Raw genomic sequence first — 13,953 nt, 5'->3', positions numbered from 1 at the left:
GGATCGTCATTATACTTGGCGGAAATGGAGGTCAGAACCTTCTCGACGCGCTTCCAGCTATCTTCGGTACCGCCGACCATGATCGACGGTCCGTGACGCGCACCTTCTTCACCGCCGGAAACGCCCATACCGATAAAGGTAAGGCCGCTATCCTTCAGATTGTCGAAACGGCGGATCGTATCGCGGAAATTCGCATTGCCGGCGTCGATCATGATGTCGCCGTTCGAGAGATGCGGCTTCAGGATTTCCATCTGCTGGTCAACCGGATCGCCGGCCTTGATCATGATGATGATCGGGCGCGGAGGACGAATGGCGGCGACGAATTCCTCGATGGTTTCGCAAGGGATCAACTGCCCCTGCAAGTCCCCAGCCTCGGCGTAGAATTTTTTCGTCGCTTCAGGGGTTCGGTTGAATACGGCAATCTTGTTGCCCTTTTCCGCGATGTTCAACGCCAGGTTCGAGCCCATGACGCCGAGACCGATCAAACCGATTTCTGCCTGTTCCACGGATGTGCCTCCATCTTGCTTTTAGGTGGTCGTGTTGTGGCACTGTAATGAACAAACGGCAAGGCTAGGGGCGACTGAAACGATTAAATTTTGATGACGCAAATCAGCTTTGCATATTTGCGACAGGTCGGGGGAAGGTCGTAACCAATGCGCCTCCCCTAGGAAGGTCGTGGCCGGTCGTCGCCATCCTCCAGCGCTCGCCAGGCAGCGCCGTCCATATCCTCATATTGCCCTGATCGCACAGACCAGAGGAAGGCGAAAAGCCCGAGCGCTCCGAGAAACAGGGCGACGGGGATGAGATAGATCAACATGTTCATGCCGGTTGCGCCCCCTCGCCCGCAAATCCGGTCGGCACGCTCTGTTGCGCAGAAACGGCTTCAGCCGTTCCCGCAAGACGCAGCGCATTTGCAACAACGATGAGCGACGATGTCGACATGGCGATGGCCGCGATCATCGGCGTCGCGTAACCGGCAATCGCAATCGGCACGGCAATGACATTGTAGCCGATGGCAAGCGCGAAGTTCTGCCGGATAAGCCGTCCGGCCCGCCGCGATGTCTCGATGGCGACAGGAACGGCATCCAGATTCTCGTGCATGAACACGAAGTCGGCGGCCTGCCGGCCGATATCGGCGGCGGTTGCCGGTGCCATGGAAACATGTGCTGCAGCCAGCGCCGGCGCATCATTGATACCGTCGCCCACCATCAGAACCTTGCGTCCCTCGCCTGCCAGTGCCCCACAGCGCCCCGCCTTGTCTTTCGGCGACAGGTCGGCGTTCCATTTCGCAATGCCCAGACGCTGCGCCATGGCCTTTACGGCCGGGACCCGGTCACCGGACACGATTTCCAGCACCAGTCCTCGCACAGAAAGGCTGCGCAGTGCCTGTACGGCGCCAGGACGCGGATTGTCCTCGAAACCGAAACTCGCCAGATACCCGCCGTCAAGCGAAAGCACCACTTCCGATCGAGCGTCGCCGTTTTCCATTTGCGATTCATCCGGGCAGGCAAAACGGCGGTTGCCGAGCCGGTAGGTTCCCGCCGGCGTGAGAGCCTCAACACCGGAGCCGGGAATTTCACGCACCGCTTCGTAGACCGGTAAAATTCCGCCATAGGCTGCATGCAGGGCTTTGGACAGCGGATGGCGTGAATGGGCGGCAAGGCCAGCCGCAATCGCCATCGTGGCGGGGTTCACATCGCCGGTTTCCACCAGTCGCGGCTTCCCGACCGTCAGGGTGCCTGTCTTGTCGAACAACACGGTGTCGATTTCGGCCAGTCGCTCCATCGCCGAGCCTTCCTTGACCATGATGCCATGCCGAAAGAGCCGGCCTGCCGCCACAACCTGCACCACCGGAACAGCAAGGCCAAGCGCACAGGGGCAGGTGATGATGAGAACCGCAATCGCGATCAGCATCGCCTGCTTCCAGTCACCGCCCAAAACGCCCCAACCGAGAAATGTCATGAGAGCAAGGAGATGTACGACGGGCGAATAATAGCTCGCGGCACGGTCGGCAATCCGCCGATAGCGCGCACGCCCCCCTTCCGCCGCCTCCATCAGCCCGATCACTTCCGACAGAAACGAATCCTTTGCCGATGCGGTCACCCGCGCGGCGAGCGAACCGGTGAGATTGAGCGTGCCTGCCTGAAGCAGATCGCCCGCCTCCACCCGACGCGGCGCGCTTTCGCCGTTGACAATGGACATGTCGAGATCGCTGCTTCCGCTAATGACCATCGCATCCACCGCCACGCGGTCACCGGCAGCAATCGCAATCGTCATACCGGGTAGCACATCGCCAAGCGGGCGATATTCCCGCGTTCCGTCCTCACCGATAACGGTTGCGCCGCGTGGTGAAAGCCGGGCCAGGCCCGCAATGGCCGAGCGCGCCCTGTCACGCATGATATGGTCAAGCGTGCGGCCGATCAGCAGGAAGAACAGCAGCGACACGGTCGCGTCAAACCACGCATGTCCGCCATGATGAATCGTCTCCCATAGCGAGATTGCGTAGGATAGCGTGATGGCGAGCGCAATCGGCACATCCATATTGGTGCGGCCATGCTTCAGCGCATTCCAGGCCGACTGATAGAAGAACCGGCCGCCATAGATCAGCGCCGGCGCGGCAATCATCGCCGAAATCCAGTGGAACATGTCACGCGTCGCGGCATCGGCCCCGGACCAGACGGACACGGATAGAAGCATGATATTGGCGGAAGCAAAGCCGCACAGCGCCACCGCCCTGATCAGTTGCGAGCGCAACACGTCCGAAGCATCCTGTCCGCTCGCGAAAAGATGCGTCCGGTATCCGGTTGCAAGGATTGCGCGGGCAAGTTCGGCGGGATCTGTCCGGATGCCATCGACATCCTCTTTCCAGACAATCGCCACCCGTTTGGAGGACAGGTTCACGCGCGCCTGCTCCACCTGGCGGAGACGGCGCAGCGCGGTTTCGATGGTGGTGATGCAGGCGCCGCAATAAACGCCGGGCACGCTGAGATCGGTCTGGCGCAGCCCCTGCCCCAGATCGCGGCTTGCCAGCATCAGCTCCTCTGATGATGGTGGGTTGACCGGTTCTCCGAGTTGAAGCGATCCTTCCGTTCCCGGTGCACAGCAGCTCATTGACGCCCCCTGATCACCGCGATCCGCGTGCCTTCATGCACGATGATCCTGCCGTCTTTTACGGCAGTGACCTCGACGATCCATTGGCCGGGCAGCATGTCATGCGGGCCGGTGAAGACCCCGGTAGACACCGGGGTCAGCTCCATGTCGAAATTCTGGTGCTCGCCGACCGGCCGGCGAAAACGCGCCGTTACCGAATCCGTATCCACAGGGCCGGTATCTGGATGAAACACCTCGTAGCGCACGGTCTTTTCATCCACCACCAGCCTGCCCTTGATGCCGGTCGCGGCCCTTGCCTTGGCGGCCTCGGCCTTGGCGTTGAACTGCTGGCTGGCAACATAGGTATTGGGCACCACGAGCCCGCTCCAGCTGGTGACAGCGTTCCAGGCCATCACCATGTTGACTGTGATGACGATGCCAAAAAACATCACCATAACACCCAGCATATGCCAGCCGGTGAAAATGAAACCGGACGTCTGGCGATTGGTCGTTGTCATTTTTTCACTCCCGGAGCGTTGAAGACGGCGTCGTAACGGGCCGTCTCATGGCCGCCCGTATCGCTGACGATGAATTCGAAATTTTCAGCAGCCCGCGCGACGTGACTGCCCGGCAGGGTGACGAACACCTTCAGCGTTGTCGCCTCGTCCGGTTCCACCATCACCTCGAAGCTGCGAGAGGCTGCATCCGGCACGCCGTTTATCTTCATCACCGCACTTGGAATGCCCTCTATCGTCAGGCTCATTAGGCGCGGTTGCGGCACCATGTTGAGGATGCGAACGGTATAGCCGTTGCGGATCGAGCCATTCGATTCCAGCACATATTGCGGGTTGCGGTCGTGCAGCACGTTTAGAGCCAGCCGCTCGCGCGTCACCAGAGCAAACAGCAAGCCGATGCCGACTGCACCCCATATTGCCGTGTAAAGAAGCGTGCGCGGGCGAAAGACGATGCGCCAGTCGAAATGGCGAATGCTGTTTTTGAACCCGCCGTCCTCGTTGCGCACATTCGCAGGCCGGATTGCGTGCTGGCCGTTGCCGGTCGCAAGCGCCATGTTGGACTGGTATTCGGACAGCGTCGCATAGGCGATCAGCCCGCGTGGCTTACCAATCTTGTCCATCACCCCATCGCAGGCATCGATACAGAGCGCGCAGGTGATACATTCCAGCTGCTGCCCGTCTCTTATGTCGATGCCCATGGGACAGACTGCGACACAAGCATTGCAATCGACGCAATCGCCGACGCTCTCCCCTGTGGCCGCAGCCTTTTTGGCGTGCCTCGTGCGAGGTTCACCGCGCCAGTCATTATAGGTCACGACCAGCGAGTTCTCATCCAGCATCGCCGCCTGAATGCGCGGCCAGGGACACATATAAGTACAGACCTGCTCCCGCATCAGCCCGCCGAAAACATAGGTCGTGGCGGTGAGTATCGCGACGGTCGTATAGGCGATCATCGGTGCCTGCCCCGTCATGAACTCTCTCGCCAGCGTCGGTGCATCGGCAAAATAGAAGATCCATGCGCCGCCGGTCAAAACGCCGATCACCAGCCAGATTGCATGTTTCATCACCCGCTTGCGCAGCTTGCCGAACGTGAAAGGTGCTGCATCGAGCTTCATGCGGGCATTCCTGTCGCCCTCGATCGCCCGCTCGACGACCAGAAACAGGTCCACCCAGACGGTCTGCGGACAGGTATAACCACACCACGCGCGTCCCACGGCGGAGGTTATGAGAAACAACCCCAGACCCGCCATGACCAGCAATCCCGCGACGAAAAAGAACTCCTGCGGCCAGATTTCGATGAAGAAGAAATAAAAGCGCCGATTGGCAATATCGATCAGCACCGCCTGGTCGGGCGCATAGGGACCGCGATCCCAGCGCAGAAACGGCGTCAGATAATAAATGCCGAGCGTGACCAGCATGACCAGCCACTTGAACCGCCGGAACCGGCCCTCCGCGCGCTTCGGGAAAATTTTCTTGCGCGCTTCATAAAGGGGTTTACGCGTTTTTGCGGAATTGACGGCCTCCGCTTCCAGCCTTTCGACGGGCTGTTGCGGGCGGTCCTGTCCGACGGGATAGATGTTCATGATTGCAGTCCGTTTTTATCTCCTTGCTTTCTCCCATCTCACCGGCGAAACATCCTTGACTTACATCAAGCGCGGACAAAGTGGCGCAGCCTGCGGCCTGCATTAAACAGGGAGGATGAGATGCCAGTCATGCAGTCAAAAATCATTCATCTGTCGGTGGAAAAACCATGGAGCCATGTCTTTGATTTCGCCTCCGACCCGCAAAACATGCCGCACTGGGCCGCCGGTCTAGCAGGCGGCCTTAAACCAGACGGCGAGGACTGGATCGCCGATGGCGGCCCGTTGGGTGAGGTCCGCGTCAATTTCGCGCCCTTAAACGAATTCGGCGTGATAGACCACGTCGTGACATTGCCGGATGGCATGAAGGTGTATAACGCGCTGCGGGTAACACCGAATGGCAGCGGTGCCGAAGTCAGCTTTACCCTGCTTCGCCTGCCGGACATGACGGACGAGGATTTCGAACGGGATGCGGAGATGGTCCGGGTCGATCTGGAGAAACTGAAGTCGCTGCTCGAAACGGATTGAAGGATAAAACGATGACCACGAATACGAATGACCGGCGCATCGACTATGTCGAATTCAACGTCGCCGATATCGAGCGCAGCAAGGAATTTTACGGCGGCGCTTTCGGCTGGTCCTTTAAGGATTACGGCCCGCAATATTGCGAGTTTTCCGATGGCCGGCTGACCGGCGGTTTCACCACCACGGCACCTGTGTCAGCCAAGGGTGGACCGCTTGTCATTCTTTACGCCGCCGATATCGAGAATGCGCACCGGCGTGTCGAGGCAGCCGGTGGGCAGATCAGCGTCGCCATATTCACCTTTCCCGGCGGACGCCGTTTTCATTTCACCGATCCGGATGGATACGAACTGGCCGTCTGGTCTGATCGCTAAGAAAAAGGGCCGCATCGAGCGGCCCTTTCCATTTGTTGGCTGTGACGTTCACTCGCCACCGCCCAGCGAGTGCACGAAGATCGCAAGCTGCTTGACCGTGGTATCACCAAGCCGTTCACCCCAAGCGGGCATGACCCCGTGTTTTGGCGACCGTATCTGCGCAACGATCCCCTGCTCGCCACTGGCCTTCAGCCAGATCGCGTCGGCCAGGTTGGGCGCGCCGAACTCGCGGTTGCCCTTGGCGTTCTCACCGTGGCACGAGGCGCAATTGTCGGCGAAAATCTGTTTACCGGGTTCTACGAGTGCCGGGTTGGAAGGCGTTCCTGTCAGACTGACGACATAGGCGGCGACCTCGCGGATTTCCTCGGACTTGAGGATATCGCCGAAGGCCGGCATTTCCGACAGGCGCGTATCGGGATCGTCGGCAAAACGAATGCCGTGCTTTACCGTCGTATAGATATCCTCGACGCTGCCTCCCCACATCCAGTCATCGTCGTTGAGGTTGGGGTATCCCTGCCCGCCTTCCGCACCCGAACCGTGACACTGGATGCAATTGACCTTGAAGGCGGCGGCGCCGCCGGAAAGGGCAAATTGCCTTAGCGTCGGATCGGCCTCAATCTCGGCGAGCGAGGAACTGGCGATTCTGTCGGAATAGACGCTCTGCGCCTGTTTGGCGTCCGCCATATCGGCGGCGATCTCGGAACGGCTGCTCCAGCCTAGCAAGCCTTGCGTTGCGCCATTGATCAGCGGCCATGCCGGATAGGCGATGGTGTAGCCGATGGCCCAGAGGATCGTGAAGTAGAAGGTCCAGACCCACCAGCGCGGCATCGGATTGTTAAGCTCGCGAATACCGTCCCATTCATGGCCGGTGGTTTCGACGCCGCTGATGTCATCAATGTGTTTTTCGGACATATCCTAGTCCTCCTTAAGCGGAATGCTGGCGGCGTCGTCCGCAGCTTTTTTCGATCCGGGACGAAGGGTGAAAACGACGACGCCGGCGAAGAACAGGGTCATGGCAAGCAGGCCCCAGCTATCGGCGAAGTGGCGCATGGCCGTGTAGGTTTCCATCGTGTCGCCTCCTCACCGATATCCGGCGGCATCGTCATAGGTCGAGAAATCGACCAGCGTGCCGAGCATCTGCAGATAGGCAACCAGCGCATCCATTTCGGTAAGCTTGGCTGGATCGCCATCGAAATCGCCGACTTTCGCCTTCGGATAGCGCGCCAGAAGCTCGGTCGTATCGGCGTTCGGATCGGCCTGCGCGTGAAGATCAGCCGCTGATTTCTCGATCATCTCGTCGCTATAGGGCACGCCAACGGCGCGGTTAGCCTTGAGCTCCATCGAGATATCCGTAATCTTCAACGGCGTGGTTTTGAGGAACGCGTAGGACGGCATGATCGATTCCGGCACGACGGAGCGCGGATCGGCCAGATGCTGCACGTGCCATTCATTCGAATAGCGGTCGCCCACGCGTGCGAGGTCCGGCCCCGTGCGCTTGGAACCCCACTGGAACGGGTGGTCGTACATGGATTCCGCCGCCAGGCTGTAATGCCCGTAACGCTCCACCTCGTCGCGGAACGGCCGGATCATCTGGCTGTGGCAGACATAACATCCCTCGCGGATGTAGATGTTGCGCCCGGCCAGTTCCAGCGGTGAGTAGGGCCGCATGCCCTCCACCTTCTCGATGGTGTTTTCGAGATAGAAAAGCGGCGCGATTTCCACGATACCGCCGATTGAGACGACGAGCAGCGAGCCGACCAAAAGCAGTGTGGCGTTGCGTTCGATGACGCCGTGTTTGTCGAGTATGGACATCGGCCTCTCCTTATTCAGCGGGCTGCAGCGAAGGTGCGGCGTCATTGCGGACGCCCTCCTCGCGTTGATGACCGAGGATGGTCATCGTGACGTTGTAGGCCATGATCAGCGCGCCACTGAGGAACATCAGGCCACCCAGCGCACGCATCACGTAATAGGGGAACAGCGCTGCGACCGATTCCGCGAAGGAATAGACGAGGAAGCCCTGCGTATCGTATTCGCGCCACATCAAGGCCTGCTGGATGCCGGCCACCCACATCACGGCGGCGTAGATGACGATGCCGATCGTGGCGAGCCAGAAGTGCCAGTTGACCAGTTGCAGGCTGTAGAGACGATCCCTGCCCCACAGTTTCGGCGTCAGATAATAGATGGCACCGAAGGTGATCATGCCGTTCCAGCCGAGAGCGCCGGAATGCACATGGCCGATGGTCCAGTCGGTATAGTGACTGAGCGAGTTGACGGCCTTGATCGACATCATCGGACCCTCGAAGGTCGCCATGCCGTAGAAGGCCACCGCCATCACCATCATACGCACGATGGGATCGGTGCGGATCTTGTCCCAGGCGCCCGAAAGCGTCATCAGGCCGTTGATCATGCCGCCCCACGAGGGCATCCACAGCATGATCGAGAACACCATGCCCAGCGTCTGCGCCCAGTCCGGCAACGCCGTATAGTGCAGATGGTGCGGACCGGCCCAGATATACATGAAGATCAAAGCCCAGAAGTGGATGATCGACAGGCGGTAGGAATAGACCGGGCGGTTCACCTGCTTGGGAATGAAATAATACATCATGCCGAGGAAGCCGGCGGTAAGGAAAAAGCCGACGGCGTTATGGCCGTACCACCATTGCGTCAGCGCATCCTGCACGCCCGAGAAAGCGGAGTAGCTCTTGACGCCGAGGAACGACACCGGAATGGCGAGGTTGTTGACGATATGCAGCATGGCGATCGTCACGATGAAGCTCAGATAGAACCAGTTTGCCACATAGATATGCGGCTCCTTGCGCGTGAGGATCGTGCCGAGAAATGCGAGGAGATAGGCGACCCAGACGATCGTCAGCCAGATATCGACATACCATTCCGGCTCGGCATATTCGCGGCCCTGCGTGATACCAAGCAGATAGCCAGTGGCAGCCATGACGATGAAGAGGTTGTAGCCCCAGAACACGAACCAGCCGAGATTGCCGCCGAACAGGCGCGCGCGACAGGTTCTCTGCACCACGTAAAATGACGTGGAAATCAGCGCATTTCCCCCGAAAGCGAAGATCACCGCGGAGGTGTGCAGCGGCCGCATCCGGCCGAAATTGAAATAGGGCGCGATGTTGAGATCGGGAAAGGCAAGCTGAAGCGCCACCACGACCCCCACCAGAAACCCGACCACGCCCCAGAACACGGTAGCGACGACGCCGTATTTCACGACCTCATCGAAATATTCGGATTTCAGCCGGGCGCGCGCGGCCTGATCGACAGGTGCGAAAGAAACACGGCGCAGCAGAAGCACCGTGCTGACCAGAAGCGTAAAGAACAGCACCCACATATGGGCGGCGAAAAGACTGTCGTGAGCGAAAGCAGCCCCGAGCAGCGCGAGAAAAGCCCCAAGGGCCACGATCGCGGTTTCTAACGTGTAATTCATTGTTGGTTTCCCCCAACGTGCAAGCAGACCGACGAAAGGCTTGGCGCGCGCTTTACGAAGCGGAAACGGGCCTTTGCGTCGGTTGGAGCATTGCCACCGGCGTGGGGAAGCCACCTTGATCCAGATCAAGAAAGAGAAGCTGTCGCAGCACCGGCAAAACCGAGCCGGGATTTGGCGATAAGAAGTACGTAGAAACTGAAAGAACGGACGCCGACGCGCGACACCGGCTTTATAGGGCTTGCGTCAGCCCTTCATTTTCAGCGGCAGCCCGGCTGCGACGAAATAGACTTCATCGACGATGGCCGCGACGCGCTGGTGTAACCTTCCGGCGTGATCGCGGAATTCGCGCGCCATGCGGTTTTCCGGCACGATGCCAAGGCCGACCTCGTTAGAGACGAGAATCAGTTTCGCCTTGGTGGACGCGATTGCCGCTGCCAGCGTGGCGAACGCGGTCTCGATATCGGCGGTCTCCATCATCAGATTGGTGAGCCACAATGTCAGGCAGTCGATAAGGATGACATTGTCCGGGGCATCCAGCCGCGCGAGCGCGGCAGCGATATCAACGGGCGCCTCGTGTGTCGTCCACTCCTCGCCGCGTCGGGCCTGATGATGGTCGATGCGATCGCGCATCTCGTCATCCCATGCCCGGCCGGTGGCCAGATAATGCAGGCGCCCGTCGGCTTTGCCCGCAAGGTCCTCGGCAAAACGGGACTTGCCGGAGCGCGCGCCGCCTAGAATGAAAACGGAGCGGTTTTTATCTGTCATGAAGAACCTGGAAGAAAAGAATAAGACGGACCGGCATCATTGCGGTGTCGCAAGCCAGAGACAGCCGTACATGAAGGGAACGATTCGTAGAAAAAGGCGTCCCCCGGTTACTCATGCCGGACTGCCGATGATACCGGGTCGGATACGACAAAACCTGTCCGCACGATGCGGGACATTGACAGCCTTGGCAACTCCGGATGCCGGAAACACCGGTCCTGACAAAAAGCTAGGTGCGAACGGTCATTCTGTCAATCGGCGAGCGGTGTCTACGAAAAATCAAGCGGAACCGGTACGCAAAACCTTGACCCGGAACCGGCAGACCTTTCCGTCCGCGACGGGATTGATAAAGCCACTTGGTTACCGGAACGTTAGCAGAAAACGAAATGACGAAGCTGCAACGCGGCGGGAGAATGTTCGCCCATGGAGGCCGCTACCATTGCCTTGCAATGGCCTTCAAATCAATATGGCCGCGAAGATTCGCAAACAGCAAGGTGACCTGCCCGTGATGACCGTCATGGACTATATCTCGATCGTCGTTTTTATCGTGTTATGGGCCACCTATACCCACCTCACGACGGGAACGACGCTGTTTTCGCGAACCAGCCTCAATCAGGCGATGGCGGAGCGTCGACGCGACTGGATTTACAATTCTCTCAAACGCGACTTGAAGATGATCGACACTCAGATCATGGCGGGTTTGCAGAATGGTACCGCTTTTTTCGCGTCTACCTCGATCTTTGCCATCGGCGGCTGCTTTGCTCTTCTGGGGGCGACAGATCGGGTCGAAACCGTGTTTCGCGACCTGCCCTTCGTGCAGTATGCCGGGCGCACGGCCTTCGAACTGAAGGTCATGGGGCTAACCTGCCTTTTCGGCTACTCGTTTTTCAAGTTCGGCTGGTCCTACCGCCTGTTCAATTATTGCACGATCCTGTTTGGTGCCATACCAATGGTCCATGATGTCAACGCGGATCGCGACGCTGCCGAGCGTGCCGCTGAAAACGTCATAAAGATGAACATCATCGCTGCTAAGAACTTCAATGATGGGCTGCGGACGATCTTCCTGTCGATCGGTTATCTCGGCTGGTTCATCAGCCCCTATGTCTTCATCGCAAGCACGGTCATCATCATAGTGGCGCTGTTGCGCCGCCAGTTCTTCTCCGAGGCCCGCCGCGCCATCATGGACAGGCCCGGGCCTTGAAATAGCCTTACTTCACGGGCCAAGCCCTTGAGTAGACAACGGCTTCAGACAGCTGAAACAGCAGGAATTATGGAAACAGAAACAGCTGCAATCGACACCCGCCGCAAGGGCCGCATGGGCGGTCTCGATACACTGCGCGGGCTGGCGCTCATCGCCATGGCGTCTTACCACTTCACATGGAATCTGGAGTATTTCGGCTATCTGGAGCCGGGTACGGCAACCACCGGCCTGTGGAAGCTTTATGCGCGTGCCATTGCCAGCTCGTTCCTGTTCCTCGCCGGTTTCAGCCTGTTTCTCGCCCATGGCAAAGCCATAAACTGGCCGTCCTTCGGCAAGCGTTTTGCAATGGTGGCGGGCTCGGCGCTGCTCATCACCATCGCTACCTATGTCGCCTTTCCGGATAGCTTCATCTTTTTCGGAATCCTGCACAACATAGCCGCTGCAAGCCTTGTCGGGCTGCTGTTCCTGCGGGCACCCCCGCTGGTGACGCTGCTTTTCGCGGCTCTTGCCTTTGCGCTGCCGCAATACGTCCAGTCGGATTTTTTCAACAGCAAATGGCTGGCATGGGTCGGTTTCTCCACCATGCCGCCGCGCTCGAACGATTATGTGCCGCTCTTGCCGTGGCTAGCGCCCTTTCTTGCCGGACTTGCGGTTTCGCAATTCGTCACACCGCGCAGCTGGCTGGACCGTTTTCGCAACCCAAGCTCCCCCCGCAATCTGATAGCAACAGCGGGCCGTCACAGCCTTGCCTTTTACCTCATTCATCAGCCGGCGCTGATTGGCCTCGTCTACGCGGTATCACTTGTGGCACCGCCTCCTCCTGTCGACCAGGTGGAGCTTTACAAATCGAGCTGTGAAAAAAGCTGCGTCCAGCAGGCTAACGGCCAGGAATTGTGCCAACGTTTCTGCGGCTGCACGCTTGAAAAGCTGCAGGCAGAAAGCCTGTTTGACATCATGATGGAAGGCAAGCTCAGTGCGGAGCAGCAGACGAAAGTCAGCGACGTGGCGCAACAGTGCACGGTTGAGGCGCAATAAAGGACGACACACGTCCAATCTACGCTCTGCGTCACCTCGGGCTTGACCCGAGGATCTATCCACGTCGCGTAAAATCAAAAGCATGACGGAGTGAGAGGTTTTCCTCTCCGCGGGAAATCCAGGGCCATCACGTCAAGCGCGACGGCGGGAAACCTGCATCAGGTCCCTACGCCGATTTCGGCAAGGCGCGTGAGGCAGGCCTCTTCGACATTGTCGAGCTCGGCCAGCGTCTCTTCGATGTCCTTGCGCTTTTGCCTGAGATCGGCGCGCTTCTCATCGACCTTCTTCATCAGAAGCACAAGCTGGCCTGATTCGCCCGGCGGCTCCTTGTAGACGTGAATGATCTCGCGAATTTCTGCGATCGTGAAACCGATACGGCGGCCGCGCAGGATTTCCTGAATGAGACGCCGATCCGCAGACCTGAAAAGCCTCGTACGCCCGCGTCGCTCAGGGTGAATGAGGCCCTCATCCTCGTAAAATCGCAAGGTGCGGGTGGAAACACCGAATTCGCGCGTCAGTTCGGTTATGCTATAATACTTGTCCAAGGGCCTATCCGATTCATAACCGGACAATTATTATTTGACCTTCACGTAAAAGTCAATTTTTCCTGCCGCTTTCGCCTGGTTGGGCCTATCCCGAAATACCGTACCACCAGGTAGCGATGCCCAGAAACGAAAAAAAGCCGACAATGTCCGTTACCGCCGTCACGAAGACAGCAGAGGAAACGGCGGGGTCTGCCCCGAACCTGTCGAGAACCAGCGGAATGAGAATGCCTGCCAGCGCCGCCGCCAGCATGTTGAGACACATGGCGGCAGCAATGATGCCGCCGATATGGACATCCTGGAACCACACGCCTGCAACGATGCCGATGGCACAGCCGAACAACAACCCGTTCAGGATGCCAACGCCCGCTTCACGCCTGATAATGCGGGCAGCGTTGTGAATATCTAGGCTTTTGGTAGCCAGCGCCCGCACGGACACGGTCATGGTCTGCGATCCGGCATTGCCGCCCATCCCGGCAACCGTCGGCATCAAAATCGCCAGCGCAATGATCTGCTGGATCGTCGCATCGAAAAGGCTGATGACGGAGGCAGACAGAAAGGCAGTAAGGAGGTTGACCGCAAGCCACGGCACACGCGAGCGCGAGGTGCTGGTGATGCTGTCAGACAGTTCTTCGTCGCCCACACCGCCAAGGCGCAGCAAATCCTCTTCGGCTTCTTCCTGAATGACGTCGACCACGTCATCGATGGTGAGCACGCCAACCAGACGGCCGTTATTGTCCACCACGGCGGCGGATAGAAGGTCGTATTGTTCGAAAAGTTGCGCCGCTTCTTCCTGGTCCATTTCGGCCGGAATAGAGTGGTTGGTCTCGTGCATGATCGTTTCGATCTTCACCTGACGCTTAGCGCGCAGCACCTTGTCGAGATCG

16 protein-coding genes are annotated in these 13,953 nt (G+C 58.8%); 4 read left to right on the top strand and 12 right to left on the bottom strand.

Annotation, left to right across the window (positions count from 1 at the left end):
• The 5 genes from T18_RS27440 to ccoG all read right to left on the bottom strand — a co-directional run.
• Positions 1-506: NAD(P)-binding domain-containing protein (locus T18_RS27440; protein ID WP_323455168.1), on the bottom strand; the 506-nt coding region annotated here is incomplete at its 3' end.
• Positions 507-664: 158 nt separating this feature from the next.
• Positions 665-823: a cbb3-type cytochrome oxidase assembly protein CcoS gene (ccoS, locus tag T18_RS01970; RefSeq protein ID WP_038491034.1), complete on the bottom strand. Its 159-nt coding sequence runs from the start codon at positions 821-823 to the stop codon at positions 665-667.
• Positions 820-3,111 carry a cation-translocating P-type ATPase gene (locus T18_RS01965; protein ID WP_075807474.1) on the bottom strand — a complete coding sequence of 764 codons (2,292 nt, stop codon included), beginning with the start codon at positions 3,109-3,111 and terminating at the stop codon, positions 820-822. Before T18_RS01965 ends, ccoS begins: the two co-directional genes overlap by 4 nt.
• Positions 3,108-3,608, bottom strand: a complete 501-nt coding sequence (locus tag T18_RS01960) for a FixH family protein (RefSeq protein WP_003515295.1) — start codon at positions 3,606-3,608, stop codon at positions 3,108-3,110. The genes T18_RS01965 and T18_RS01960 overlap by 4 nt, the downstream gene beginning before the upstream one ends.
• Positions 3,605-5,188: a cytochrome c oxidase accessory protein CcoG gene (gene ccoG, locus T18_RS01955; RefSeq protein WP_038491040.1), complete on the bottom strand. Its 1,584-nt coding sequence runs from the start codon at positions 5,186-5,188 to the stop codon at positions 3,605-3,607. The genes T18_RS01960 and ccoG overlap by 4 nt, the downstream gene beginning before the upstream one ends.
• A gap of 120 nt (positions 5,189-5,308) precedes the next feature.
• Between ccoG and T18_RS01950 the strand changes: the two genes are divergently transcribed.
• Both T18_RS01950 and T18_RS01945 read left to right on the top strand, forming a co-directional pair.
• On the top strand, positions 5,309-5,713 hold the full coding sequence (locus T18_RS01950; RefSeq protein ID WP_019566249.1) for a polyketide cyclase: 405 nt from the start codon (positions 5,309-5,311) through the stop codon (positions 5,711-5,713).
• 11 nt (positions 5,714-5,724) lie between these two features.
• Positions 5,725-6,081: a VOC family protein gene (locus T18_RS01945; RefSeq protein ID WP_038492817.1), complete on the top strand. Its 357-nt coding sequence runs from the start codon at positions 5,725-5,727 to the stop codon at positions 6,079-6,081.
• A gap of 48 nt (positions 6,082-6,129) precedes the next feature.
• Here T18_RS01945 and ccoP read toward each other — a convergent pair whose 3' ends face one another.
• The 5 genes from ccoP to cobU all read right to left on the bottom strand — a co-directional run bounded on the left by ccoP (position 6,130) and on the right by cobU (position 10,291).
• Positions 6,130-6,993 carry a cytochrome-c oxidase, cbb3-type subunit III gene (ccoP, locus tag T18_RS01940; RefSeq protein ID WP_003515305.1) on the bottom strand — a complete coding sequence of 288 codons (864 nt, stop codon included), beginning with the start codon at positions 6,991-6,993 and terminating at the stop codon, positions 6,130-6,132.
• Positions 6,994-6,996: 3 nt separating this feature from the next.
• Positions 6,997-7,149: a CcoQ/FixQ family Cbb3-type cytochrome c oxidase assembly chaperone gene (locus T18_RS01935; RefSeq protein ID WP_003502810.1), complete on the bottom strand. Its 153-nt coding sequence runs from the start codon at positions 7,147-7,149 to the stop codon at positions 6,997-6,999.
• 12 nt (positions 7,150-7,161) lie between these two features.
• Positions 7,162-7,893 (bottom strand): cytochrome-c oxidase, cbb3-type subunit II, encoded by a 732-nt coding sequence (ccoO, locus tag T18_RS01930; protein WP_003515307.1) that lies wholly within the window; start codon positions 7,891-7,893, stop codon positions 7,162-7,164.
• Positions 7,894-7,903: 10 nt separating this feature from the next.
• Positions 7,904-9,526: a cytochrome-c oxidase, cbb3-type subunit I gene (ccoN, locus tag T18_RS01925; protein ID WP_038491045.1), complete on the bottom strand. Its 1,623-nt coding sequence runs from the start codon at positions 9,524-9,526 to the stop codon at positions 7,904-7,906.
• A 243-nt stretch (positions 9,527-9,769) separates the two neighbouring features.
• Entirely contained in the window at positions 9,770-10,291 is a 522-nt protein-coding gene (gene cobU, locus T18_RS01920; RefSeq protein ID WP_038491048.1) for a bifunctional adenosylcobinamide kinase/adenosylcobinamide-phosphate guanylyltransferase, read from the bottom strand.
• A 505-nt stretch (positions 10,292-10,796) separates the two neighbouring features.
• On the opposite strand from cobU, the gene T18_RS01915 reads away from it, so the two are divergent.
• Both T18_RS01915 and T18_RS01910 read left to right on the top strand, forming a co-directional pair.
• Positions 10,797-11,489: a DUF599 domain-containing protein gene (locus T18_RS01915; protein WP_013636176.1), complete on the top strand. Its 693-nt coding sequence runs from the start codon at positions 10,797-10,799 to the stop codon at positions 11,487-11,489.
• Between the two features lie 69 nt (positions 11,490-11,558).
• Positions 11,559-12,524, top strand: a complete 966-nt coding sequence (locus T18_RS01910) for a heparan-alpha-glucosaminide N-acetyltransferase (protein WP_003515315.1) — start codon at positions 11,559-11,561, stop codon at positions 12,522-12,524.
• Between the two features lie 158 nt (positions 12,525-12,682).
• Here T18_RS01910 and T18_RS01905 read toward each other — a convergent pair whose 3' ends face one another.
• Positions 12,683-13,069, bottom strand: a complete 387-nt coding sequence (locus T18_RS01905) for a MerR family transcriptional regulator (RefSeq protein WP_003515319.1) — start codon at positions 13,067-13,069, stop codon at positions 12,683-12,685.
• Between the two features lie 85 nt (positions 13,070-13,154).
• On the bottom strand, positions 13,155-13,953 hold a 799-nt coding region (locus T18_RS27435), incomplete at its 5' end, for a magnesium transporter (protein WP_323455167.1).

It is taken from the genome of Rhizobium sp. TBD182, from assembly GCF_001950375.1.
GTDB classification, from domain to species: domain Bacteria; phylum Pseudomonadota; class Alphaproteobacteria; order Rhizobiales; family Rhizobiaceae; genus Agrobacterium; species Agrobacterium tumefaciens.
Note: the sequence above shows the minus strand (reverse complement) of the source record. Positions and strands in the feature narration are given on the sequence as shown.